This window comes from Emticicia sp. CRIBPO (assembly GCF_009905725.1).
Lineage (GTDB): Bacteria > Bacteroidota > Bacteroidia > Cytophagales > Spirosomataceae > Leadbetterella.
This window is the reverse complement of the sequence record NZ_JAAAKV010000002.1, coordinates 253,136-276,908: the sequence shown is the minus strand read 5'-3', so window position 1 is coordinate 276,908 and position 23,773 is coordinate 253,136. Positions and strand designations below refer to the sequence as shown.

Sequence of the window (23,773 nt, the reverse complement as noted above, 5' to 3'; positions counted from 1 at the left end):
AAAAAGAAAATTTTGAATAGAAGAGGAAATGCAGAATTTTAATCTGAGCAGAAAAACAAAACCGGGCAGGAGATCAATCCTGCCCGGTCGTAAAATGTTTTCGTTGAATGTTTTAAGAGAATAAGCTCTCTTTGCCGAACTTCTTGGCAAGTAAAGCGTAAACTACTGCACGGTATTTGTTCCTGTTGCTGCTTCCCAGCTTTTCTATGACTTCATCAATAGCTGAATCTAGTTGGGGACCATCAGACAAACCTAGTTTTTTGATCAGGAAATTGTTTTTAACACGGGCTAATTCTTCAGGATCAGTACCCGAAACTTTAGAAGAGTCTGCATTATAAATTGATGGGCCAAGACCTTTGGCAACACCTGTTAATAAGGTCTCGCTCAAGCCAAGTCCTAATTCGTCATTTTGTTTTTTGTAAGTTTCAATGCATTCTGCAAACTTGCTCATAGTCAAACTAAATTAAAGGGTTTTGTAATTTATTTTCTTACAATTATAAGAATTTAAGATGAATAAAAACAACAAAATATTGAATTAAATGATGGGTGAAGTGTAAAAAAGTAAACCAGATAGGTCTCAGAGCCTGCTTTCGTACCTGATGACCGCCGGATAGTTTAATTTGAGATTGAGGCCGAATTGCAGCATGACATTATTGGTTTTTTGTATTGCTGACATTTTGGTTGAAGGGTCGTAAACGAGTTCAAAATCAGATCGTAACACAGATTTCGGGTAAATCATGGCCTTGACAAAAAGGCTTATTTCTACTTTCTCTACAATTTTGCCGCTGATTTCTGTCATCACTTCAAAGTTGACCGGAACATTCATCTGCTGGCTGTTATAATTAAAAACCACGGTGTCAACCACCACACCGTTGCTGATTCTGAGTAAGTTGGTCGAGCTCGAACGGAGGGTTTTTCCGGTCATGCCCGGGGAAATAACCACCGCGGCCCCTACATTCCAGAAAGCCATTTTTGTGATTTTATCCAGTACCATTACTCTTTTTTTGACCCTGAGGGGGATGGATAGATAATTCTTCCCGTTTTTAAGGCCTATAGGGCCGCTTCTGGACAGACGCTGACCGAAAAGCACTGAAGTAAACACCGGATTTTGCATAACGCCGGTTTCAAAATATAAATCGTAGTTTCGGTTCTGGCCGAAATTAATATCCCAGAAGGTATTAATGAGTTTTCTTTTTTCAAGCAATTGCTCAAGGTCGTTTTCGAGATAGGAATCGTTGGGTTTTAAGCCCCCGGAGGCAGAAATATACCATTTGATTACTTTTGCATCAAGATTGGGCATGGCCATTGCATCAATCCGCTTGTTTCTGTTTTTCGGAAGTTCGTAATAAGGATCTTCTTGTCCGAAAGAACAGAATGGGAGAAAAAGAAGCATAAACAGTAAAGTAAAAATTGCTCTCATTTACATGCTTAATTTTAACGGTTGATTCTTTTAGATTTGGAGGGGCTAAATTACTAAATTATCCTTGTTTCAGACCCCTGTCTTTTATTAAATACGTTAAGTGAGGGCATTATGTTGAGAAAAGTTTTCTCCTTTTTTGAATTTCTTCGTATTATTGCAAATAATTTTAAAGACAAAGAAAATGGCTAAAGCATTTGGAGAAGTATCAACCGGTTTATTGATTGTTATATATTTCATCATCATCGCCGCTTTAGGTATTTTTGGTGATTTATTTACCTTTATTGTGGGCTCATTGATTATCACATTGATTTTTGCCAATGGATATGATTCTGAGCATTTGGGAGATCATTAATCTGACCAGCATTGTGAAAGAAACGGCATCCGCCGTTTTTTTTGTTTCAACTCTTTTCGTTATAGCTGCTTCTTTTATGTTTTTGATCAGCCTGCTCAGAAAAAACCTTTATTCTGAGTATTTTGTATTTTTGTAATTCAATTCCGGAATTGTTTTTGCTCTTGTATTTATATTACTTTATATAGCCGTATCTGCCAACGCAACCAAAAACATTTATTTTCCGTATCCAGCAGTAGAAATGAAAGATGGTCATATTTCTGATATATCTCCGGATATATTGAGGGGATGTCAGGCAAGAGACAGAAGAAGCCAGGAATTGCTCTACAGGGAGTTCTTTGGCTTTGCCATGGCCATATGTATGCGGTATTGCAAAACCAACGATGAGGCAAAGGAAGTGTTGAATGATGGTTTTTTGAAAGTATTTAATAAAATAGAAAGTTTTGACTCTTCCCTTTCCTTCAAAGCCTGGTTTAAACGCATTCTGATAAACACTTCCATTGACCATTACAGAGCCCAGAGCAAGCATTATAATCATTACGATCTGGACACTGCCATTGGTGCCTACAAAGAGGAGGAGACTCCGCTGGACAAAATCAGTTATGAGGAACTTTTTAAGAAGATTCAATTACTACCCCCTGCCTACAAAATGGCTTTTAACCTCTATGTGATTGATGGATTTACCCATGAGCAGATTTCCAAACAGCTGGGAATCTCGATAGGTACGTCTAAATCCAATGTAACCAGAGCCAGAGAATTTATGAGGAAGATATTAAGTACAACAAACCAGATTTATTTTGAGAAATAGTGAATGAATGGAACAACATATCGGATGATGAGCTCGATGCGATTTTAAAGAAATCGGCAGAGAACTTCACGCCGGGATTCGATGAATCTGCCTGGAAGGATATGTCGGAAAAACTTGATCGTGGAGTTGAACCGGCAAATCCGGGGAAACCGTACGCTAAGTGGGTGAAATGGACGCTCATGGGTCTGGTGGCTTTATTATTTGTGTCCGGGATCTACTGGGTTGGCAGAAAGGGCAGTACTCCGGCTCAGTCAACCGAAAGTACAAAACTTAAGAACGAGGAAATTACACCGGAAAGGAACAGTGATTTGCCATCAGCAACCAACAATGAATCAGAAGTTAAAATAAAAACGGAAGTAAAAACCGGAGCTGAGAAAATAAACGGGCCTGAAAATGTAGCTGCCGGAGATAAATCTGATGTTTCAGAACAGATCAGAAATAAAATAAACACATCTGAAATTAAATCTGTGTCAGAAAGAAGTACCAGGGGTGGTCAGACTGCTGAAAATAGTCCGGTAATCAAAACGAAGGTGAAAGAAACCGGAAAGGAGCGTAAAAGTGACAAAACTGTTTTGTTGTCCGGGCAAAGTAAATCCGGAAGAGAACAGGTATCCGGAAACAAGAAAACAGGTTTTTTGAGCGGTAGTTCTGATAACATCGGGGATAGAAGTATTCAGAAGGGGGCAGGTACTGTTAAATCCGGTAAAAGTCAGGCAGTTGTTTCTGAATCCGTGACTATGTCAAATGCTACTGCGGCCCCGTCCTCAGAAAAAGTCGAAGCAGTATTAGAAAAAACTGAACAGCTGACGAAGAAATGGGGGAGTGTTGCTCCTTTAAAAACCTTGCGGTTTAAGCATAGTGCTGTTGCTTCTGTATTGCCTGAGATCAGGGATCAAAGCAACAATATGAGAGTTGTTGACCCAGTAAATATCGTCAGGAATGAACGGGGATTTGGTTTCAGGGTTATTTATTCTCCGGATTTTTCTACCATAGGCAGTAATAAGATATTTAAAATCGGCAATAATATCGGCTTGGTGGGTGAATACCGTTTCAACAGCCGTTGGAGCGTCCAGGCTGGTGCCATCAAGTCACTCAAATATTATGAAGCTACTCCTGATCAGTATAAATGGCCTTATTTCCTTGTTAAGCCAGGGAATCCTCTGAAAGTTATATCTGCGACCTGTAACATGCTTGATATCCCTGTAAATGTCAGGTATGACTTTTTCAGCCGTCCGCAGCAGAAGTGGTTTGCTTCGGCAGGCTTTACGAACTATCTCATGTTGAAAGAGAAGTATAAATATACTTATGAGAATGACGATGATCCGGCCATCAAATCAAGGGCATGGGAAGGTAAAACCGGGTTTTATCCTTTCGGAGTATTGAATTTGTCCGGGGGCTATGAGAGACGGATTACCCGTAAACTTTCCATTCAGGGAGAGCCTTTCTTTAAAATTCCTTTGGGGGAGGTAGGCTATGGTAAGGTGAAGTTAATTACCATCGGAGTCTTCATTTCCGGTAAAATTGAAATTTAAACTGTTTAGGAAAGCAACCAATAACATTTATCGCCCGTATCTGAGTTTAAAAGAAATACCCATTTAAACTTAAATCAAAGATGAACAGAGGCGAATTTTTGAAAAACTTAGGATTGAGCAGCAAAGCCCTGATGGCTGTGTATTGTTTAGGAGCGGTGACCGCCTGCGGGGGCTCAGAAGATGACCCGGATCCTGTAAACCCTGATCCGGGCACCAACAACCCGGGTACCGGTACCGCTGGTTTAACTGGCACTACTTCCGGCACTTCTATCGATTTTACAGTGGACCTTACCCATGCGAATTATGCTAAATTAAAAACCCAGGGTGAGTTTCTTTATGTTGCCAACATTATTATTGCCAATGCTAAAGGCACAATGGTAGCCTTATCAAAAGTGTGTACGCATGAAGGTTCGACTGTCCAGTACAGGTCAGCGGAGAATGATTTTCTGTGTCCCAACCATTTGTCGGAATTTGCATTGGACGGGTCTGTCGAAAAATCTCCGGCCCCTTCGGCATTAAAGGCGTTTAAAACCGAACTGACCAACAGCGGTAATTCACTTAAAGTAACTGCCTGATCGCAATCAGCAAGCAATAAAAAACAGCCCCGGCTGTTTTTTATTGTAGTTTTACACATTATCCATTTTACCAGACCCATACATGAGGTATCTATTTTGTGTTTTATTGATGATGGCATTCAGCCATACCAGTTTCTGTCAGGATGTACCGGCAGACAGTTTGTTGCTTGAACTGGACAAAACAACTCCTGAAGAGCCTGAAAGCCTTCTTCCGGAGAAAATGCTTCTTACTCAGCGAATGCTCTGGGGAGAGCATGGTCTTTACAGGAAAGTGGGGATCGCCCCAAAGGTACTTACGCCGGAAACACGCCAGAAAGAGCTCAAGATCAGGAGAACCATGTTCAGAATTCATCAGGCGATAGGTTTGGCCACTGCTGCAGGAATGATAGCACAGGGCTACCTGGGGAGTAGAATTTACAACCCTGAAACGTACACAACGAAGCTGAAAAGCTGGCATGAAGGCATGGCTACAGGGATTAATATCGGATATGCCACTACCGCCCTGATGTCGTTTACAGCTCCTCCCAAAGCAGTATACAGAAAGAAGTTCGATAATATCAAGCTTCACCGGATATTGTCTTATGTGCATCTTTCCGGGATGATTACGACGAATGTTCTGGCTCACAGGATTGATAATAATTTCCAGGTCAACAAGAAACTTCACCGTAATGTAGCTCTGACCACCTTCGGGGCTTATGCACTGGCCATTGCCACCATTAAATTTGAGTTCTGATCCATAAATTTTATTGCGATGAAAATTATTCTAAGTGTTCTGATAGCATGTTCTTTTTTTACCGCTTTTAAGCCTGCCAAAAGAAAGATTACAGCCGATCCCGCTAATTCATATATCAAATACAGTATGCAGCACCCTTTGCATGACTGGGATGCTAAGTCGCCTTCTTCTAGGTGCATTATTGTCTTTGATGATGAGTCCTCAAAAATTGAAGCAGTGGCAGTGGTCGTTCCGGTAAAGAGTTTTGACAGCGGCAATGCCAACAGGGACTCGCACGCTATTGAAGTGCTGGAGGCTTTGAAATATCCTAATATTACTTTCAGCTCCACCGGCATTACTGAAGAGTCAGGTAAGCTGAGTATTAAAGGGAATCTGAACTTTCACGGGACAAGCCGCCCTGTCGTGATTAATGCCGTACGGAAAACAGATAAGGATGCTGTTGTTGTCTCCGGTGGATTTGTCATCAATATGAAAGATTATAACATTGACCCACCGGGCTTAATGGGTTTAAATACCAAAGAGGAAATCAAACTGGATTTTGTGATGAGTTTTAAGATCTGATAAATACTGAAAAGAAAAAGCCGGTCCTGAATTTTCAGGACCGGCTTTTTTATGTCTTTATGAATCAATATTCCCAAAGGTTGTTTTCGAATTCCATCAACTCATATTCCAGTTGCTGAGATTTCAACATCCCTTCTTTAGGTGATTTGTAAATCTGATCCAGGTATTTGTTGCCAGGGTTGGCTTTTCTTACGATTTTACCATGGAAAAGACGCAGCTCGAAAGCATCTGCGAGGTTTTTATGCTGAGCCACATTGGCTGCATTGTACCATATACAGTTCGGATTTCCTCTGAAATAAGTCTCAAGCTCTTTGTATTTGAAAGAAGCAAGGGGCTTTTCAAGGCCTTCAGCAGAGGCTTCAGCAGGGATCATGATGGTGATAGACTGAATATCTGCGTATTGTCTTGACCTTTGTTTATCAAAAATCCAGTCTTCCTTGATCTCAAGAATGTACAATTCGCTTGGAAACATTTCGTAACCACCTTCTGAAGCAGCTGTAGTTTTAGGAGTACCGCTGGTCTGAGAATCGCTTTCTGTGCCTGCAGTAGTTCCAGCGGCCGGAGTTTTAGCGGCTTCGCCTCCCCATCCGTCATCTTCTGATTCAGCACCAAAACCGGCTTCAATCTCTTCTTTTGAAAGTCCGCCACCAGCGAATTTCTTATAAAGACGCTGATTAAATTCTTCCAGGGTGAGTTTTTTAGCCAGAGAGTCATTATCAAAAGCTTCCAAAACCCCGGCTTTCACGCCATCAATAAGATGTTTAGTGATTTCAGCACCTTTGGCAAAAAGCGGTTGATTAATTTTCTCATTCAAATCCACTCTACGCCAAAGCGTGGTCTTAAACATGACATTTGACTCATGTATCGGACGAAGCGAAAGAGGATTCAGACCCTTATCTGACTTTTCCTGAGCGAATGCCGACTGTCCTGCCAGCAAGGCAGTCACAATGGCTAAAGTTTTGATTTTTTTCATCGACTAAAAATTTAATATTTTTTACCTAAGTGGAATTTCAACAGTAAATTCTCCGATATTCACTTCTTCGATTTCCCCCTTAAAGTTTTTGCGTTCAACTTTGTTGACAACGATCAGATAACGATCACCAGCCTCTGCTTGTTGTGCAAGCTGACCAACATTTACCGAACCGCTTACACCTTTCATACTTCCTTTTGGCCTGATACCACTGGCAAGGAAAATGTCAAAACTGGAAACCCTGAAAATGGCATCTTCCGGATTGTTATTTTTGAAATCTTCATCAGCTATAGCCGAAACATTGATTACTCTCACGGAAGAAGCTGCAAGGCCTCTTTTCTTAACATTTTCATCAACTCTAGCGTTGTTAACCGAAGCAACAATGTTTGGTTTCGGAACCCTTCTTACATTGAAAGGGAACGACTCAAGAAGAATACCTTCGTTTCTTACTTCCAGTGATACTTTGCTGGCATTTGGCACGACAGTTACTTTACCACCTGCACCAGGGATAAAATCAGCTCCCGATCCGGAATAACTAGGATTAAATAAGCTTCCCAATCCCGGAGAAGTAGTCTGCAGCCTGTTGGCACATCTGAAATACAAAGCAGGAAGTGAAGAAGAGGCCAGCTGAACAGAAGGCTTAAGAACGGTATAAGTTTCTTCCTGTGTTACTGTTTCTCTGGTACCATCAGGTTTCGGATATGAAACAGTTGCGGTATAAGATCTTTTCAACTGACCGTTTTTGTCATACTCACCACCCTGGGTTCTTACTTCATAAGATCCCTTTCCGTCTTTCACAGCGAGGGCAGAACCATTGATGCTTATAGATGGCGTGATGGCACTTGAATAAGCTCCGATAGCGATATCAGCTTTGTAAGTCTGACCGGCTACCACAGTTCTCGCATCAGGAATAACGACAGCGAATATTTTATCGAATTTGATTTCTTTGGCACCTACCTGTTGGGCAAGGTACTCAAGGATCTCGCTTTCAAGTCTTCTGATTTCTGATTGTTTCTGACTTAAAGAAGCCAAAGCAGCCGGAACCGGTGTCTGGGCAAACATTAATTCAGCAAAATCTTTACTTTTGGTGATAGCATCCGTGTTATTCATCGCCGGATCTTCTTTAGCATCCAGAGCAAGTGACGGAAGTTTCAGAGTAGAAGGAGCATATTTTTGTAATTCTTTTACATATTCATCCAGTTTGGCTTTCAGTTCATAACCCTTGCCTCTTTTGGCAGGGCCTACAAAAATATTCGCCACTTTTTCTTCTTCTGAAATATTTTTTATCTGCTGGGTTTCAGGATCAATCCCGCCACCAGCTTCATTAATTACAACGCCTTTCAGACTTTCGAGGTAACTTACCAATTCTGAAGTTCTTTTGCGGACATCTCCTGCTTTATTGTATAACTGAACATATTCAGGCTTATTACCTGCTTTTTCAACTGCATCTTTCATCGAAGCCAACGTCCTGTTGTTAGAATCGTCAGCAGCTTTATTAGCCTGTTCCAAACTATTGTTTAATAATACAAATTTCTGAAGAATCGCATTACTGACTTGAAGAGCCAGCATCGCCGTCAGAACAAGATACATCATGTTGATCATCTTCTGACGAGGACTTTCTTTACCAGCAGCCATATTGCTTTTTTTTGAGTTTAATTGATAATTTTAGGTAAACTTTCTCTTGCTTGTTTATTAATTGCCTTTCATTGCAGAAAGCATACTACCATAAACATTGTTAAGAGACGACAGGTTACTGGTTAATTTGCCTAATTCCGATTTGAACTGCTGGGTATCTTTTGAAGCATCGGCCATATCCTGCATTGCAGAAGAAAGGTTGCTGTAGAAAGCGTTCATGGCTTTCAGATGCTTGTTGGTATCTTGAAGTTCCAATTCATAAACTGCGTTTAAAGCACCCATGTTCTGGGTTATTTTCTGGAATTGGTTACGGTATTCCTGAGAGTCTTTGGTGGCATCGGCCATGCTGCTCATCGCATTGATAGCTACACCATAAGAACTGTTCATTTCAGCTACTTTTACAGAAGCTTCTTTGACACTTTTAGAATATTCGTTAGTGGCTACAGTGGCATTAGAGATTTCTCCAAGGCTCGAAACCGTTTTGGTCAGACTCTGGAAACTGGTTTTAAGACCGTCAAAAATATCCGGAGAGATTTTAGCATTGGCCAGCATATCATCCATTTTAGAGGTAAGACCCAATCCCTGCGGAGCTGCTGAGCTGCGGGTTGGTAGTTCACCTTTAAAATCTTCAGCCAGTTCAGGATAAACCCTTTCCCATTGGTACTCAACACCCGGTCTCAGGAATGATTGAAATGCATAGATTAAGAATATAAGGGCCTCGGTACCAAGTCCGATCGGAAGTAATGTACTAGCCCAATCGTAGTGCATGATTTTACCCATTGCACCCAGGATAACTACTGACGCACCTAAGCCATAAAAGAAAGGAATGAATTTATCCCAAAAAAAACTCGGACCGTTATTTGCTGCCATGAGAAATAAATTTTTACTTGTTTATAGGTTTTTATTAGTTAAAAAAATATGATATGAATTGTCAATATTATTCTCTTCCCGGAACGCTTCCCAGCCTGTCCATGACACATCTGAAACCGATGTAAGAACGGGTGGCATTGCGATATTCAAATGTTGATGTACCTGTTTCAAGGAAATATGCTACGTCTTTCCATGAACCGCCTTTGATCACTTTGCGATCTTCGTTGTCGTCGTTATAGACGGGGTTCAAATCCCATGTAACCGGCATGTAAGATTCAGAGTAGGCATCCTGAGTCCATTCAGAAACGTTACCGGCCATATTATAAAGACCGAAATCATTAGGGTTGAATGCATTGGCAGGAGCGGTGTACTGGTATCCGTCTTTCTGATAAGATCCTCTGAAAGGTTTGAAGTTTGCCAGGTAGCAACCTTTTCCGTTGGCTACGTAAGGGTTACCCCAAGGATATTTAGCCCCTTCTTTTCCGCCTCTGGCAGCCCATTCCCATTCTGCTTCAGAAGGCAGACGGAATCTTGGTGACTTGTACTGGTTGTTCTCTGCTTTGAAATTATTGTAAAGACCTGATCTCCATTTGCTGAAATACTGAGCTGCATCCCATGAAACACCTACCACAGGGTACATGTCAAAAGCAGGGTTACCATAATAGTTTTCGGTCAGCTGGTCACCGTTATGATAGGTAAAGTCTTTTTTCCATACGGTAGTGTCAGGATATAATTTGGTCATGATAAATTCTTCTCCCAATACAGAAACTGAATCTGCAAGCATTGAATTGACAAACATCCTGTATTCATGATTGGTGATCTCGGTATCATCCATATAGAAAGGAGAGATCGTAATTCTTTTGTTCATCGTTACTCTTGCAGACATGATATCTTCATCAGCCTGACCCATAGTAAATGAACCCGAAGGAACGAGAACCATACCGGTCGGAGCGGTTTGTTTGTATCCTTTACGAGCTGTTGCTACAAGTTCACCATTCCTGATGCCATCAAGCGGATCGGCAGATCCTGCTGCTCCGCCCTTTCCTCCTCCGCCTCCTTTGCCACCAAGGCCGACTTTTTCCATGGTTTTATTGAAGAAGCTGCAACTCTGCATAAACACCATAGGTGCAATAATGACCAGAGATTTGAATAATAATTTTGTAATTCGCTTGCTCATAGCAAAACAAGATGTTTAAAAACGTAATAAAATTTATAATGACAGACTCAAAACGTCAACTCATATTAAATTATTGTATGAGTACTTTTGGTCCCTGGCTTTCAAAAAAATACGGATTCTCCACGCTTTCAGATCAAAATGATTAACCTGATATTTTACACAAATCATGCCAAGGTACCCTTAGGATCTTAAAAATGCTACCGTTTAATCAGAATCTGTATCTTGGTGTCCTTATAATTGACTTCTTGCCCGATCTCGGGGGAGCCAAAGTATAAGTCAGTAAAATTTCGTGTGACATCGGTGCTTTTGCACTTGTTCCAAAAACAACCAGGTCTATCGCATATCCTGCACGTAAAGAATTATTAAGAAAATTACCTCCTATGATAAAAGAAGCCGCATCCTCCCATCTGTAATTGACACCTGCCCAGTATTTCGAATCGTAAGTGGTCAAAACACCCAATTCAGGTGAAATTGTTTTCAGGTCACTTTTTAAGACAAACATGGGACTCACATCCAGGGTATAAGTTACCCCGATGAGTGTGCTTCCGGTCAAATAAAGACTCCTGTTTAACGCATAATCGCCCTCTCCGGTATTGCTAAATCCGAATTTGGGCTGATTGATATGTTTAAGCGACAACCCAAGCTGAAAGCCCGGGTTAAATAAATATACGCCTGTACTGATGTCTAATGCTGATTGTCTGATTTTGTCTGAAGGAATAAAAGGATCATCCGGATCTCTCGGAATATACGCGTCACCATTGAGGGTTTTGGAGTGGATTCCCCCTGAAACGCCTACTCCCAGGATACTTCCTCCCAGTTTATAATGATAGGCATAAGACAGCTGGATTTCCTGGTTGGTCAGTACTTTCGAAACTTTGTTGTTGGCATAATAGATACCTGCACCACCCTTGAGTATTCCTAAGGGCATATTGGCTGAGAAAACTTGATTCAGTATCGATCCTCCCGGATCAGCCGTAGCGGTGTATCCGGTATATTGAGATCTGAAAATGGTTTGAATCCTCGTTTTATTCTCTATCCCGGCAGCACCCGGATTCAGGTAAAACTGATTAAAGACATATTGAGTAAACTGGGGGTCTTGCTGCCCTACAACCTTTAGTGTGATAAAGGTTGATATCAATATGTAAATGCACTTTTTGGCCATCAATACTATCTGCAACAAATTTAATTCTCAAACCTACATTATAATTACTCAATATAACACAATAGCGACAAAAATATTATTGAAAAGCGAAAAAGTTTACAAATGATTGGCTTTTTTAATGTACAATTCAAGAGCTCCGGTCATCGACGGGGCATTAGGTAGGGGTGCCTGAATGTCCAGGATCAGATCCAGTTCGGTAATGGCTTTGGATGTTGTAGGGCCAAATGCCGCCAGTCTTGTATTGTTTTGCTTCCAGTCCGGGAAGTTATGCATCAGTGAATGCACTCCTGAAGGGCTGAAGAAACAGATGATATCATAGAAAACTTCTGTCAGGTCCGAAAGGTCGGCCGGGACAGTTTCATAGATAACGGCTTCCGTGAATTTGAGACCGTGTTTGTTCATAATCCCGGGAATTGCATCATTTCTGATGTTTGAACATGGGAAAAGGAATTTTTCGCCTTTGTGTTTCAGGATGTACGGCTCAAGATCGGCTGCGGTTCTGTGACCAGAGAAAATTTTTCTCTTCCTGATGGTAATGTACTTCTGAAGGTAGTTGGCTGTTTGTTCTGAAATACAAAAATATTTCATTTCAATAGGGATTTCGACCCTCAGCTCCTCACACATTTTGAAAAAATGATCAACCGCGTTACGGCTGGTGAAGATAATGGCTGTGTGTGCTAAAATGTCAATTTTTTGTTTCCGGAACTCCCGGTGATCAAGCTTTTTTACATCAATAAAATTCCTGAAATCTACCCGGACATTGTACTTTTCAACTAATTCAGAATAGGGTGACGATTTTTCTCCCGGATCATCCAAAGTGACCAATACACTTTCTACTTTCTTTAGTCGATCTTGAATAACTTTGTCTGTCATCTCACTCATACAGAAATCAATATTTTTAAAAAAGCTGAATTCAAAATAATTTAGTTTGCGAACCTGAGCCCAATTATAATTGGCAGGATTTCGACGATGCAAAGATAAGAAATTAAGTAGAGACTTTGCACATTTATGGTTCTATTTATAGTAAAATAGATGATTATTGTCCGAAAAGTGTAAAAAACAGACAAAACAAGTAAAAAATATTTTTCAAGGAATGTCTCTGAAAATAAATAAGTATTGAACAAAACCAAAAGAATGATGAGCATCAAAGTAAAGAAATAAAGGGTGGACTGGATCAGTTTGAAAAAATGAATTTCCACAACTTTATCGAGATTGAATAATCTTCCTATGGTATTGATCAAAAAGAATTTAAAGACGAACATCACAAAAAAGAAAACGCACAGCTTAAGGAAATTGGATAAAAGAAGCCCGAAAGTTTGTGCGTCCTGGAAAAAGAAACGGCTGTCGATCAGGTTAATGCCCTTGCTTTGAATGATAATATACAGAAAACCTGAAATCAGACTCAGCAAAATGACAAACAACATGTTCGTCCGGTTGAGAGGCTTATTGATTAAGAAGGACTGTTCCCTGACCAGGAAGGACATCAGGTCCTTAAGGTTATAGTATCTCTGGAATGCTCTCGGGTAAGAATTGGAAAGAAAACTGGCTAATACAAGTGTAACAATAAACACCACAACAAAAGTACTTCTATATGGCACATTAGCCCTGGGTTTGATATTAAACGGCTGATTTACAGAGCCTTTTTCGCTCAACTGGTTTTTTCTGGACGGATAGCCGACCTGTATAAATTTATGGTCCGCATTCACATCACCGTAAACAGTGAGGTAAATGTCCCGTACCTTATATTTGGATTTAAGATCGTTAACCTGGATAGTAACCCATTTTCCGGGCACCAGTTTCTGGATCAGAGAGCCATTGATAAACAGGAAATCTGCGGGATTATCAGATTTAACAAGCAACGTGGAATAAGGATAATCCTCGGTATTAAGAATAGCCGTATGAGCTGTAAAATCAAAATTCTGTTCCTTAACAAAAGGCAGGTACAACTTTTCTCCGGCGTCATAAATCTGCCATTCGTCCTTAAAATCATGGACTAGGTTATATTGTCCTCCGGGACCTGTGACCGACCCGAAGCCTAAAGCTGGTATGAAAAATAAAATGATGAACCTGATAAAAGTCAATTCGGTGTTTTTTTTGCAAAATTAAATAATCAATTTTATAATATCATTTGACTCAGAGTTTTCTTTTGAGATAAGTGTTATAATCGGGTAAAATCACCTCATATTCCTGGTGCATCAGGGGTGAAGTAAGGATAAAGTCAGCCGTGGAGCGGTCGCAGGCTATTGGAATATTCCAAACCACACCAAGCCTCAGCAAAGCTTTGATATCCGGGTCATGGGGTTGGGCAGACATGGGATCCCAGAAGAAAATCAGTACGTCGATTTTTCCTTCAGCGATGAGGGCTCCGATCTGCTGATCACCTCCGAGCGGCCCGCTGAGCAGTTTTCTGACGGAGACATCCAGGGCATCTTCAAGTAATGTACCGGTGGTGCCGGTGGCATAAAGTTCATGTTTTGAAAGGGTTACGCGGTTGTATTTTGCCCATTCAATAAGCTCTGTTTTCTTGTTGTCGTGAGCCACCAGGGCTATCCGTTTCCTGTTTTCAAGTATTTTTACAGCCATCGTTTAAGGTTTTTGATCAAAGATAGGTTTTTTAAACCATTTGATAAGGAAAATCGTTTTGATTTGACAGGCGTAAATTTTTCATACCGGCCATTTTAAAACAATAAAATAACATCTATGTCATTTGATACAAATCTTCTGAAAATAAACACTTTAGGTCAATTAATCGCACAGGGCTACCAGTCTAAATCCATCAAACAAGAGCTCAGAGATAATCTGATAGAAAAACTTAAGGCCGGACAAAATGTATTTGAAGGAATATGGGGATATGAAGATACCGTTATTCCGGATGTTGAAAAAGCTATTTTATCTATGCACCACATCAACCTCCTGGGGCTGAGAGGGCAGGCCAAGACAAGGATTGCGAGGCTGATGGTGAATTTGCTCGACGAATATATTCCGGTGGTTAAGGGAAGTGAATTGAATGACGACCCGATGAATCCGCTTTCGAGATATTCCAAAGACCTGATTGCTGAATTAAAGGACGAAACGCCGGTGGAATGGCTCCCGAGGGCTGAGCGGTATAATGAAAAACTGGCAACCCCGGATGTTTCAGTAGCCGACCTGATCGGTGATGTGGATCCGATCAAAGCCGCAACGATGAAGTTGCCGTATTCAGACGAAAGGGTAATTCACTTCGGATTGATTCCAAGATCACACCGTGGTATATTTGTTATCAATGAGCTACCTGATCTTCAGGCCAGGATACAGGTTTCGTTGTTCAATATTTTGCAGGAAGGAGATATCCAGATCAGAGGCTTTAAATTGCGTTTACCTCTTGATATCCAGTTTGTTTTTACCGCCAATCCGGAAGATTATACCAACAGAGGAAGTATCGTGACGCCTTTGAAAGACAGGATAGATTCTCAGATAGTGACCCACTATCCCAAGACACTTGAAACCGGGAAGCGTATTACCCAGCAGGAAGCCGTGGTGAAACCGCAGCAGCAAAAAATAGAAGTCAACGATATCTTAAAAGACCTGATCGAACAAATAGCGATAGAAGCACGCCAGAGTGAATTTGTGGATGCAAAATCGGGTGTTTCTGCAAGGATGACTATTTCTGCTTATGAAAATCTGCTCAGTTCTGCGGAGAGACGTGCCCTGCTTAACGGCGAAGAAGAAGTAACGGCCAGGATTTCTGATATTTACGGAGCCATTCCGGCTATTAACGGTAAAATAGAACTGGTGTATGAAGGTGAAGTGGAAGGGCCGGTTTATGTAGCTCAGAACCTTATCGGAAAAGCGATCAGGGCTGAGTTTCTGAATTATTTCCCCGATCCGGAAAAAGCCAAAAAGAAAAAGGACGGCAAAAATCCTTTTACCCAGATTACTGCCTGGTTTGCGGCCGGAAATGAACTGGATTTGCTCAACAACATTACCCAGAAAGAATATCTCTCAAGACTGAAAACCATTGACGGCCTGCAGGAGCTGGTAGAAGAATATCAGAAAGGTGTGGAAGGAAATCTGAAGTTCTTCCTGATGGAATTTGCCTTGCACGGACTGGCTGAATATTCAATGATCTCGAAACAGGCATTGGATAAGGGTTTATATTTCAAAGACCTGCTTGACAGTATGTTTGATACGGGTAAAATGAATTTTGACGACGAAGATGATTATGATAAGTTTTGATTTATCTGTCTGAATAAAGGTTTTAACTGATTATTATCCATAATTTTGACTTCAAGTCTTAATTGTGGATAATTTTTTTGTAGTTGTTCTGATGAAACCTCTTTTTTTTAAACTTCCGAAAACCGAAAATACGCCCCTGAGGGTTCAGGTGGATGCTCTGCCTTATTTTTACGATAAACTTCATTTCCATCCTGAAATACAGATTACTTTGGTGCTGAAAGGCAAAGGGACTTATTTTATTGGGGATAAAATTGAGCGTTTTGAAGAGGGTCAGCTCTTTGTTTTAGGCGGTAACCTGCCGCATGTATTCAAAAGTGACAGGGAATATTTTGAAGATGAGGATTTGTCTGTGGAAGCAATATCCTTATTTTTTATGTCTGATATTTTTGGAAAGGATTTCTGGGAATTTGAAGAGACCCATCAGCTGGAAGACGTTTTTGCTGATTCCGGCAAAGGGCTTGTGCTGGAAGGAAAGGCTTTTTATGATTATTTTGAAAGAATCGCCAAGGTTGAGGGGTTTGAGAAATTCGTATTGTTCTTTCAGATCCTGCAGCAAATACTGATGCACGGAGAACGTAAAGTGATTTCTTCGATGGCTTTTACGTCACCACAGAGAGACATAGAAAACGAGAGGATCAACTCAGTTTTTGACTTTGTGATCAATAACTATAAAGAAGATATTACCTTAAAAGTCATAGCTGAAGTGGCTAACCTGACCCCGAATGCTTTTTGTAAGTTTTTTAAGGTCAGGACACGCAAAACTTTCTTTGAGTTCTTGAATGAAGTCAGGATCGGAAATGCCTGTAAATTGTTGCAAACCGACCATCTGAGCATTTCAGAAATTGCTTATGAGTCGGGATTTAACAACCTTTCCAATTTTAACCGGCAATTTCAGAAAAGGATGAACATGACCCCAAAGAAATACCAGGGTTACATCAGCCGCTAGTTACCGGAGCAGAAGTATGCTTCCTTTAAAAGTGAAATCTTTTCCGGCGTCACTAATTCCTACTATTTTATATGCATAAGTTCCAATAGGAGCAGGCGTATTGCCGTCGGAGAGCGTTCCGTTCCATTCATCACCGAGGTTGTCGGAACTGAAGATGGCCGAACCCCAGTTGTCATAAATGGTGATTTTGCCGCTGGTGACAAACTTAGTGAAAACCTTGAATTTTTCCGAAGAAGAGGGTCCGGCTCCGTCCGGCGTAAAGGCTGTAGGGGCGTATATTCTCGGTGGAATGATAAACGTAAAAACGTTGGAATAGGAAGTTACGGGGAAGTTGGATGTGCCATCTATATCTATGACCTGAATCGATGAAATTCTGAATTTTACGTCAATCTGCGTAGAGTTATTCAATTCCGCCTGGACAGATTGTATAAGTTTATCTGTTGGAGCTATAGGAATAAATCCACCTCCGGTACCAAACGTTGGATCAAAATACTCGACGGTGTAGGTGGTATTATGCAGTACATTATAAGCCGAGGGCGGTAATGTGAAAGCTGTCCAATTGAGTGTTCCGGGCTGGTTAGACTTCAGAAGAACGGTGCAAAACGAGGGAGAGGGTGCACTTGGGTTTCCACAAGCGTCTTCCAACTGGTATTTATAGCAATATTGGACGTCTTTATTAATGATGCTCACATCATCAAAATTGGTGTTGACACTGGAGCCCACAGGAATGAAGTTGGCAGAATTGCCCTCTGCCCGTAAAAACTGGTATTTTGATGCCGGGTTGGTTGTATTTATACTTAGTTGAATAATGTCTTCATTATTAGGGTCGTAGCTTACCCTCATGAGTTCTTTAGGTACTGGGGGAGCGGGCAGACTTTGCGGATCTACCGTCATTTGAGCTGATCTGATGATGATATTTTTGGTAACAGTATTAAAAACAACCGGATATTTGGTTTCTACCTGGTACAGATATTTCTGACTACAAATGAGTGTTTTATCGTTGTAAGAAGTAAGATTGGTTAAAACAGGTTTGGTTTGACAGTTGGCACAACCGACCACATCCCTGAATAATGCCAGGTTATTCGGAGCGGGAATGCCGGAAGGAACAGAAGGTAAATTCCAGGCCAGATTGACTTCCGTAGACGACACGAGGTTAGGGGTAAGTCTGATGGAACAAAGAATGTTATCGGAATCCACCAAATTTCCGCAGCCATCGGTATAGGAAGCTTTGAAACAATATCTGTTTGCTGCACTCAATCCCGTGACGGTAGCATTGCCGTTTTGCCCTACCGCCTGTTTGATAAATGTTCCTGGTCCAGTACCATTATCTACTGAGCCCCAGATGTCATAATTTTTACCTACTTCATAATTGTCAAATTTTATGGTAGCTTCAGTTCCCTGTTTTTCTCCGTTTAATTCGATGAGGATAGGTTTGGTACTAGTTGGGGGGGGTAAATTGGTGGTTTGGGTAGGACAAACATTGGGGTCAGTTCCCCGGATGTAGTTGGCTTTAATGGTGATGGTGGGGATTGTCCCGGTATAGGTTTGATTAATCGTCACCGGTAATGGCTGAGTAGCAGGGTCTATTTGCTGAATAAATGAATTACCCCAGTCTACAGTATATTTATCATATTTGTTTACAGCATCAGTCGGGATCGTCAGCGTCACTGAGTTTGTGCCGCATGAAGTTAAACTCACCGCAGGAGTAGTGGTTGGGAGAACTTCAAATGCCTGGCAGGTATATTTTTTTTTGCTGTTTAAATCAACTCCTTCCATCACTACCCAATACCAACCCGCAGTTAATGTTTTATTGAGGCCAGGTATTCCTGCAGTAAGGGTAGCTGGAACTGCAGGTGTGTTTGGTGTTATAAAATTAAAATCTTCGTCAGCACCGAAATAAAATTTAGTGGAAGTCAGATAGGCACTTGTAGACGCATCCGGTTTCCCCTGTAAATAAACATTCATTGAGGTTGCGGATGCAGGAATACATTTATTAGATGGAGCATGAAAAAAATCACCACTTAGTGTATAACCTGCAGGGGGAGGTGTAGTGTTATCACAAATTTTCGGTATAGGTTTGGGATTTATCTTTTGGGCAAATAAACTCCACGAGGTTAAAAAGAGAATGACCCCCAACCAAACCGATTTATTTATGGAAAAATGTGACATATTCAATCCTTATTCAAACAATAGCACTTATGTATGCCGGGAATAATCCAAAAATCATGCCCAAAAAACTGCTTCACTGAGATTTGTTGATGTATAGATAAGTTCGTTTTTGGTATCCTGCAGGAGAGGAAGAGAATTTAATTCTTATGGATCATTATTCGCAAAGTTTGTGTTGTGTAAATACCTGTCAGCAAAGGTTTAAGTTTATGTCAATATAAATTCCCTTATCTTTGCGACTTTAATCAGATTTTGAAAATATGCAAGCAATTAAATTAGATACCATAGAGTCAGCCATAGAGGAAATAAAAAATGGTAAAATTATCATCGTAGTAGATGACGAGGACCGTGAAAATGAAGGTGATTTTATCTGTGCGGCGGAAATGACCACTCCTGAAATGGTCAATTTCATGGTCAAAGAGGGTAGGGGATTGATGTGTGCACCGCTTACAGGAGAAAGGTGTGAAGAGCTTGATCTTCATATGATGGTAGGCAACAATACAGCCGAGCATCAGACTGCTTTTACAGTTTCGGTCGACCTTTTGGGTTACGGTTGCACCACGGGTATCTCGGCTTCAGACAGAGCCAAAACAATTCAGGCCCTGGTCAATAAAAATATTAAGCCGGAAGAATTAGGCCGCCCCGGACATATTTTCCCGCTGAGAGCTGCGGATGGTGGTGTTTTAAGAAGAACCGGACATACAGAAGCTGCTATTGACCTGGCCAGACTGGCGGGTTTACAACCAGCCGGCGTACTGATCGAAATTCTGAATGAAGACGGCAGTATGGCCCGTCTTCCGGAATTGAGAAAAATTGCCGATAAGTTTGATCTGAAACTGGTATCCATCAAAGACCTCATTGAATACAGACTTGAAAAAGAGAGCCTGATCAAACGTGAGATCGGTGTGAATATGCCGACAGCGTGGGGGGACTTTGAAATGATTGCTTTCAGACAACTGAACAATCAGCAACTTCACCTGGCACTTATCAAAGGAACCTGGGAAAAAGACGAGGAAGTGATGGTAAGGGTACATTCTTCATGTGTAACCGGAGATATTTTCGGTTCATGCCGTTGTGATTGCGGACCACAGCTTCATGCATCCATGGAAATGGTGGAGAAAGAAGGAAAAGGAGTGGTTGTGTACATGAATCAGGAAGGCCGGGGGATTGGTTTGCTCAATAAACTAAGAGCCTATAAACTTCAGGAACAGGGGAAAGATACGGTAGAAGCTAATCTCGAACTTGGTTTCGGAGCCGACGACAGGGATTACGGAGTAGGAGCTCAGATTCTGAGGAACCTTGGCGTGTCGAAAATCAGACTCATTTCCAACAATCCTAAGAAAAGGGCCGGTTTAATGGGATACGGACTTGAGATCGTTGATACCGTTCCGATCGAAATAGTGCCCAACCCTCATAATGAAAACTATCTGATCACCAAAAGGGACAAAATGGGTCATTCCATTCTGAAAGGATAAATATCAGCGGATGTGGCTACCGGCATTGATGTCAATCGTCGTGCCGGTTGCATGATCCATCAGGCCGGAACACAACATGACTACCAGCGGAGCGATGTCTTTCGGTTCTGTGAGGGTATTGAGCGACAATTCATTCAGTATTTTTTCTTCACCGTACGTCTTAATAAAGTCTTCAGCCATTCTCGTCCTGGTAAATCCGGGAGCAATGGTGAATGATTTGATGTTTTGTTTGCCGAAAGACCTGGCTACCGATCTGGCCAGAGAAACCATCCCTCCCTTTGAGGCGGCATAAGCCAGGTATTCTTCTGTTTCTCCTCTGAAAACAGCCCTTGAAGCAATAAAAATAAAACTGCCGCCACCATTCTGCTGAAAGTGATTAATACCCAGTTTGGTCAGCAGACCTACCGCATTCAGGTTAATATCCATGGTTTTTTTCCAGGTCTTGTACCAGTTTTCAATGTCCTGATCTATGGCATGAGAAAGAAATACACCGGCATTATGGATAATGATGTTAACCGTTCCAAAATGTTCTGTGACTTCATTAAAGAGTCTTTCCACTTCTTCTTTTAACGATAAATCAGCCTGAAAAGCCCTGGAATTGAATTCAGGACGTAGTTTTTCAAGTAGCTCTGCAGATTCTTTATTGGTATTGTAATGTATGGCAACTGTTGCTTTTGAGTTGATCAGATACTCAGTGAATGTTTTTCCGATACCCTCGGCGGCTCCCGTCACAATTATTTTTTTACCGGATAAATCAATTTCCATACTTTTGTAATAATCTATTTGAATTACAATAATGGCAAAATTAAATACAGTACGAAAACCAAAGCCAAAAAATAAAAAGAAACAGTCGGGATTTTCCGGGATAATCGGGTTCCTGAAAAAAGTGATCCTTTATTTTGTCATACTTTCAGTAGGGTCGGTGGTATTATTCAAGTTTGTACCGATACCCATTACCATTACGATGATAGATCAGAAAATCGGGGCTTTGATAGATGGAAAAAGTTCTGAGATTTACTATGACTGGGAATCTTACAGTGATATTTCAAAAGAAGTGCCCCTTGCGGCCGTGGCAGCGGAAGATCAGTTGTTTCCCGAGCACCTCGGCTTCGATTTCAAATCGATGAGGAATGCCTTTAAGAATAACTCAAAAGGAAAAAAAGTGAGGGGAGCAAGTACCATTTCACAGCAGGTGGCCAAAAACGTATTCCTGTGGCAGGAGAGAAGCTATGTCAGAAAAGCCTTTGAAGTATATTTCACTTTCCTGATTGAGGTCATCTGGGGTAAAAAACGCATTCTGGAAGTGTATATCAATGTAGCAGAGATGGGTCCGATGACTTTCGGAGCAGAAGCTGCGGCACAAAAGTACTTCAGGAAATCTGCCGCCAGTCTGACCAGAAACGAAGCGGCCAGGCTCGCGGCCGTGCTGCCCAGTCCGAGAAAATGGTCGGCATCAAGACCCGGACCATATGTCAACAGAAGAACCAGCCAGATTGCCCGGCAGATGAGGGCTTTGGGAGGGACGTCTTATATCAAAAACCTAAGATCATTCTAAATAAAACAAAACCATGCTTATCGTTGACGCTCACCTCGATTTATCGATGAATGCTCTGGAATGGAACAGAGACTACACACAACCCATTGAAGAAATCAGGGCCAGGGAGGCTCACCTTACTGATAAGCCCGATCGCGGATTAGGAGTTATCTCTTTTGACGAAATGCGGAAAGGTAACATCGGGTTGTGTGTGGCTACACAGATTGCCAGGTATGTAAAGAAAGGAAGTGAGCTGCCGGGCTGGCATTCGCCGGAACAAGCCTGGGCTCAGACCCAGGGTCAGCTGGCATGGTATAAGATGATGGAAAAAAGAGGAGAGATGACTCAGATCACCGATCTGGATTCTCTGCATACTCATCTGAAATCATGGCACAATGGCCTGGAAGATAAACACCCGATCGGTTACATACTCAGTCTCGAGGGAGCCGATTCTATCGTTGACTTATCACATCTTGAAATAGCCCATGCTTATGGGTTAAGAGCTCTGGGGCCTGCACATTACGGGCCTGGTTCTTACGCATTCGGTACAGATTCAGAAGGTCCTTTGCCTAAAAAAGGTATTGAGTTATTAAAGAAACTGGAAGAGCTGAACATCATCCTTGATGCCACCCATCTTTCAGATATCTGTTTCTGGACCGCACTTGAAAACTATTCAGGGCCGGTCTGGGCGAGTCATCACCTGACAAGGGCACTGACACCTCATAACAGGCAATTGAGTGACGACATGATCAAGGCTTTGATTGAAAGAGGGGCGGTTATAGGGATGGCTTTTGACGCCTGGATGATTGTGCCGGCGTGGGTCAGGGGTAAAACAGAGCCTGTAACAGCCGGGGCTAACATGGAAAAAATTATTGACCACCTGGACCATATCTGCCAGATAGCAGGGAATGCGAACCATGTAGGTATCGGCTCTGACCTTGATGGCGGATTTGGCAGGGAGCAGTCTCCATATGATCTTGAGACCATAGCGGATTTACAAAAAGTAACGGATATTCTGCAGAAAAGAGGTTACTCTGCCAAAGATATAGAGGGTATTATGCACCAGAACTGGATCAGTTTCCTGGAAAGGGCCTGGAGTTAAAAAAAGGGAGATTTTCGTCTCCCTTTTTCTGTATTTAATTCATCTGAACTTCGCTCATAGGCTTGAAATTGCCGTGGCTCAGCTTGTCTTCAATGACAGGTTCTTCGTAAGGAATAACATCCAGGATTTTGGTTACATTGATATCCGAAATGATGTAATCCTGAACAGTTCCCAGCTTGTCAGCCAGTAAATCGTAAGCTTCTTTTACAGTAGTGGCACTGATCAGCATGTTGTAAGGTACTTTTTTCTCCTGCTGTGATTTTTCATCAAAAACGATGTACTGGACCCTGCACTTGAACCAAAGAAGCTCTGCATTGCTTTCAATAAAAAATACTTCGGTCAAACGCATTTTGTTAAGACCTACCAACTGGAAATCCGGAATTTCCTGTGCGAAATAGTTATAAACACGCGACTCAGCATCAGTATATGAAACCGCATCGAAAAGGAAAGCCTGGTTAATGGTTTTATTGTTTCCTTTTTCATCCTCACGTTGAAATCTGATTTTTGCTTGATACCAGGTCGTCATTTTGTTTGATTATATGT

General features: G+C 41.5%; 24 protein-coding genes. 11 read left to right on the top strand and 13 right to left on the bottom strand.

Annotation, left to right across the window (positions count from 1 at the left end):
• Positions 1-112: 112 nt before the first annotated feature.
• Together GVN16_RS05135 and GVN16_RS05130 are read right to left on the bottom strand one after the other, a co-directional pair.
• Positions 113-451, bottom strand: coding sequence for a DUF2853 family protein (locus GVN16_RS05135; protein ID WP_166562777.1), 339 nt, complete (start codon positions 449-451; stop codon positions 113-115).
• Positions 452-577: 126 nt separating this feature from the next.
• On the bottom strand, positions 578-1,420 hold the full coding sequence (locus tag GVN16_RS05130; RefSeq protein ID WP_166562776.1) for a hypothetical protein: 843 nt from the start codon (positions 1,418-1,420) through the stop codon (positions 578-580).
• A 181-nt stretch (positions 1,421-1,601) separates the two neighbouring features.
• Here GVN16_RS05130 and GVN16_RS05125 point away from each other — a divergent pair, with 181 nt between their 5' ends.
• From GVN16_RS05125 to GVN16_RS05100, 6 genes are all read left to right on the top strand, one after another.
• Complete coding sequence (locus GVN16_RS05125) at positions 1,602-1,772, top strand: hypothetical protein (RefSeq protein WP_166562775.1); 171 nt, start codon at positions 1,602-1,604, stop codon at positions 1,770-1,772.
• Positions 1,773-2,010: 238 nt separating this feature from the next.
• A complete protein-coding gene (locus tag GVN16_RS05120) occupies positions 2,011-2,577 on the top strand; it encodes an RNA polymerase sigma factor (protein ID WP_166562774.1) in 567 nt (188 codons plus the stop codon).
• Positions 2,577-4,109 carry an outer membrane beta-barrel protein gene (locus tag GVN16_RS26280; protein ID WP_166562773.1) on the top strand — a complete coding sequence of 511 codons (1,533 nt, stop codon included), beginning with the start codon at positions 2,577-2,579 and terminating at the stop codon, positions 4,107-4,109. Before GVN16_RS05120 ends, GVN16_RS26280 begins: the two co-directional genes overlap by 1 nt.
• An 80-nt stretch (positions 4,110-4,189) precedes the next feature.
• Positions 4,190-4,684 (top strand): ubiquinol-cytochrome c reductase iron-sulfur subunit, encoded by a 495-nt coding sequence (locus GVN16_RS05110; RefSeq protein ID WP_166562772.1) that lies wholly within the window; start codon positions 4,190-4,192, stop codon positions 4,682-4,684.
• Positions 4,685-4,766: 82 nt separating this feature from the next.
• Complete coding sequence (locus tag GVN16_RS05105) at positions 4,767-5,417, top strand: hypothetical protein (RefSeq protein WP_166562771.1); 651 nt, start codon at positions 4,767-4,769, stop codon at positions 5,415-5,417.
• Positions 5,418-5,435: 18 nt separating this feature from the next.
• Positions 5,436-5,978 carry a YceI family protein gene (locus GVN16_RS05100; RefSeq protein WP_166562770.1) on the top strand — a complete coding sequence of 181 codons (543 nt, stop codon included), beginning with the start codon at positions 5,436-5,438 and terminating at the stop codon, positions 5,976-5,978.
• A gap of 64 nt (positions 5,979-6,042) precedes the next feature.
• Here GVN16_RS05100 and gldN read toward each other — a convergent pair whose 3' ends face one another.
• The 8 genes from gldN to GVN16_RS05060 all read right to left on the bottom strand — a co-directional run bounded on the left by gldN (position 6,043) and on the right by GVN16_RS05060 (position 14,375).
• Positions 6,043-6,951, bottom strand: a complete 909-nt coding sequence (gldN, locus tag GVN16_RS05095) for a gliding motility protein GldN (RefSeq protein ID WP_166562769.1) — start codon at positions 6,949-6,951, stop codon at positions 6,043-6,045.
• A gap of 21 nt (positions 6,952-6,972) precedes the next feature.
• Positions 6,973-8,583 carry a gliding motility protein GldM gene (gldM, locus tag GVN16_RS05090; RefSeq protein WP_166562768.1) on the bottom strand — a complete coding sequence of 537 codons (1,611 nt, stop codon included), beginning with the start codon at positions 8,581-8,583 and terminating at the stop codon, positions 6,973-6,975.
• A gap of 57 nt (positions 8,584-8,640) precedes the next feature.
• Entirely contained in the window at positions 8,641-9,453 is an 813-nt protein-coding gene (gene gldL, locus GVN16_RS05085; RefSeq protein ID WP_166562767.1) for a gliding motility protein GldL, read from the bottom strand.
• 67 nt (positions 9,454-9,520) lie between these two features.
• Positions 9,521-10,630, bottom strand: coding sequence for an SUMF1/EgtB/PvdO family nonheme iron enzyme (locus GVN16_RS05080; RefSeq protein WP_166562766.1), 1,110 nt, complete (start codon positions 10,628-10,630; stop codon positions 9,521-9,523).
• Positions 10,631-10,838: 208 nt separating this feature from the next.
• Positions 10,839-11,792 (bottom strand): PorP/SprF family type IX secretion system membrane protein, encoded by a 954-nt coding sequence (locus GVN16_RS05075; RefSeq protein WP_255490232.1) that lies wholly within the window; start codon positions 11,790-11,792, stop codon positions 10,839-10,841.
• A gap of 96 nt (positions 11,793-11,888) precedes the next feature.
• Entirely contained in the window at positions 11,889-12,674 is a 786-nt protein-coding gene (locus GVN16_RS05070) for a uroporphyrinogen-III synthase (protein WP_205748786.1), read from the bottom strand.
• 41 nt (positions 12,675-12,715) lie between these two features.
• Positions 12,716-13,873 (bottom strand): DUF4271 domain-containing protein, encoded by a 1,158-nt coding sequence (locus GVN16_RS05065; RefSeq protein ID WP_166562764.1) that lies wholly within the window; start codon positions 13,871-13,873, stop codon positions 12,716-12,718.
• A 52-nt stretch (positions 13,874-13,925) separates the two neighbouring features.
• Positions 13,926-14,375 (bottom strand): methylglyoxal synthase, encoded by a 450-nt coding sequence (locus GVN16_RS05060; RefSeq protein WP_166562763.1) that lies wholly within the window; start codon positions 14,373-14,375, stop codon positions 13,926-13,928.
• A 117-nt stretch (positions 14,376-14,492) separates the two neighbouring features.
• Here GVN16_RS05060 and GVN16_RS05055 point away from each other — a divergent pair, with 117 nt between their 5' ends.
• The gene (locus GVN16_RS05055; RefSeq protein WP_166562762.1) at positions 14,493-16,007 is read left to right on the top strand and encodes a sigma 54-interacting transcriptional regulator; all 1,515 of its coding nucleotides are present in this window, start codon (positions 14,493-14,495) and stop codon (positions 16,005-16,007) included.
• A 91-nt stretch (positions 16,008-16,098) separates the two neighbouring features.
• Complete coding sequence (locus GVN16_RS05050) at positions 16,099-16,953, top strand: AraC family transcriptional regulator (RefSeq protein WP_166562761.1); 855 nt, start codon at positions 16,099-16,101, stop codon at positions 16,951-16,953.
• Here GVN16_RS05050 and GVN16_RS05045 read toward each other — a convergent pair whose 3' ends face one another.
• On the bottom strand, positions 16,954-18,918 hold the full coding sequence (locus GVN16_RS05045; protein WP_166562760.1) for a gliding motility-associated C-terminal domain-containing protein: 1,965 nt from the start codon (positions 18,916-18,918) through the stop codon (positions 16,954-16,956).
• Between the two features lie 461 nt (positions 18,919-19,379).
• Between GVN16_RS05045 and GVN16_RS05040 the strand changes: the two genes are divergently transcribed.
• The gene (locus GVN16_RS05040; protein WP_166562759.1) at positions 19,380-20,594 is read left to right on the top strand and encodes a bifunctional 3,4-dihydroxy-2-butanone-4-phosphate synthase/GTP cyclohydrolase II; all 1,215 of its coding nucleotides are present in this window, start codon (positions 19,380-19,382) and stop codon (positions 20,592-20,594) included.
• Between the two features lie 3 nt (positions 20,595-20,597).
• Here the strand turns inward: GVN16_RS05040 and GVN16_RS05035 are convergent, their stop codons facing one another.
• The gene (locus GVN16_RS05035; protein ID WP_166562758.1) at positions 20,598-21,359 is read right to left on the bottom strand and encodes an SDR family NAD(P)-dependent oxidoreductase; all 762 of its coding nucleotides are present in this window, start codon (positions 21,357-21,359) and stop codon (positions 20,598-20,600) included.
• Positions 21,360-21,390: 31 nt separating this feature from the next.
• Between GVN16_RS05035 and mtgA the strand changes: the two genes are divergently transcribed.
• Complete coding sequence (mtgA, locus tag GVN16_RS05030) at positions 21,391-22,149, top strand: monofunctional biosynthetic peptidoglycan transglycosylase (protein WP_166562757.1); 759 nt, start codon at positions 21,391-21,393, stop codon at positions 22,147-22,149.
• 13 nt (positions 22,150-22,162) lie between these two features.
• Positions 22,163-23,230 carry a dipeptidase gene (locus GVN16_RS05025; RefSeq protein WP_166562756.1) on the top strand — a complete coding sequence of 356 codons (1,068 nt, stop codon included), beginning with the start codon at positions 22,163-22,165 and terminating at the stop codon, positions 23,228-23,230.
• A gap of 34 nt (positions 23,231-23,264) precedes the next feature.
• Here the strand turns inward: GVN16_RS05025 and GVN16_RS05020 are convergent, their stop codons facing one another.
• Positions 23,265-23,756 (bottom strand): DUF4494 domain-containing protein, encoded by a 492-nt coding sequence (locus GVN16_RS05020; RefSeq protein ID WP_166562755.1) that lies wholly within the window; start codon positions 23,754-23,756, stop codon positions 23,265-23,267.
• Between the last annotated feature and the right edge of the window lie 17 nt (positions 23,757-23,773).

What these genes read in the sequence shown, in the direction of transcription:
- GVN16_RS05125 (WP_166562775.1), top strand. Translation starts at nt 1,602, where the DNA reads ATGGCTAAAGCATTTGGAGAAGTATCAACCGGTTTATTGATTGTTATA.
- GVN16_RS05025 (WP_166562756.1), top strand. Translation starts at nt 22,163, where the DNA reads ATGCTTATCGTTGACGCTCACCTCGATTTATCGATGAATGCTCTGGAA.
- GVN16_RS05055 (WP_166562762.1), top strand. Translation starts at nt 14,493, where the DNA reads ATGTCATTTGATACAAATCTTCTGAAAATAAACACTTTAGGTCAATTA.
- GVN16_RS05040 (WP_166562759.1), top strand. Translation starts at nt 19,380, where the DNA reads ATGCAAGCAATTAAATTAGATACCATAGAGTCAGCCATAGAGGAAATA.
- GVN16_RS05130 (WP_166562776.1), bottom strand. Translation starts at nt 1,420, where the DNA reads ATGAGAGCAATTTTTACTTTACTGTTTATGCTTCTTTTTCTCCCATTC.
- GVN16_RS05080 (WP_166562766.1), bottom strand. Translation starts at nt 10,630, where the DNA reads ATGAGCAAGCGAATTACAAAATTATTATTCAAATCTCTGGTCATTATT.
- GVN16_RS05045 (WP_166562760.1), bottom strand. Translation starts at nt 18,918, where the DNA reads ATGAATGTTTATTTACAGGGGAAACCGGATGCGTCTACAAGTGCCTAT.
- gldM (WP_166562768.1), bottom strand. Translation starts at nt 8,583, where the DNA reads ATGGCTGCTGGTAAAGAAAGTCCTCGTCAGAAGATGATCAACATGATG.
- GVN16_RS05035 (WP_166562758.1), bottom strand. Translation starts at nt 21,359, where the DNA reads ATGGAAATTGATTTATCCGGTAAAAAAATAATTGTGACGGGAGCCGCC.
- GVN16_RS05100 (WP_166562770.1), top strand. Translation starts at nt 5,436, where the DNA reads ATGAAAATTATTCTAAGTGTTCTGATAGCATGTTCTTTTTTTACCGCT.
- GVN16_RS05070 (WP_205748786.1), bottom strand. Translation starts at nt 12,674, where the DNA reads ATGAGTGAGATGACAGACAAAGTTATTCAAGATCGACTAAAGAAAGTA.
- GVN16_RS05110 (WP_166562772.1), top strand. Translation starts at nt 4,190, where the DNA reads ATGAACAGAGGCGAATTTTTGAAAAACTTAGGATTGAGCAGCAAAGCC.
- gldL (WP_166562767.1), bottom strand. Translation starts at nt 9,453, where the DNA reads ATGGCAGCAAATAACGGTCCGAGTTTTTTTTGGGATAAATTCATTCCT.
- GVN16_RS05075 (WP_255490232.1), bottom strand. Translation starts at nt 11,792, where the DNA reads ATGGCCAAAAAGTGCATTTACATATTGATATCAACCTTTATCACACTA.
- gldN (WP_166562769.1), bottom strand. Translation starts at nt 6,951, where the DNA reads ATGAAAAAAATCAAAACTTTAGCCATTGTGACTGCCTTGCTGGCAGGA.
- GVN16_RS05120 (WP_166562774.1), top strand. Translation starts at nt 2,011, where the DNA reads ATGAAAGATGGTCATATTTCTGATATATCTCCGGATATATTGAGGGGA.
- GVN16_RS05105 (WP_166562771.1), top strand. Translation starts at nt 4,767, where the DNA reads ATGAGGTATCTATTTTGTGTTTTATTGATGATGGCATTCAGCCATACC.
- mtgA (WP_166562757.1), top strand. Translation starts at nt 21,391, where the DNA reads ATGGCAAAATTAAATACAGTACGAAAACCAAAGCCAAAAAATAAAAAG.
- GVN16_RS05050 (WP_166562761.1), top strand. Translation starts at nt 16,099, where the DNA reads ATGAAACCTCTTTTTTTTAAACTTCCGAAAACCGAAAATACGCCCCTG.
- GVN16_RS05020 (WP_166562755.1), bottom strand. Translation starts at nt 23,756, where the DNA reads ATGACGACCTGGTATCAAGCAAAAATCAGATTTCAACGTGAGGATGAA.
- GVN16_RS05135 (WP_166562777.1), bottom strand. Translation starts at nt 451, where the DNA reads ATGAGCAAGTTTGCAGAATGCATTGAAACTTACAAAAAACAAAATGAC.
- GVN16_RS05060 (WP_166562763.1), bottom strand. Translation starts at nt 14,375, where the DNA reads ATGGCTGTAAAAATACTTGAAAACAGGAAACGGATAGCCCTGGTGGCT.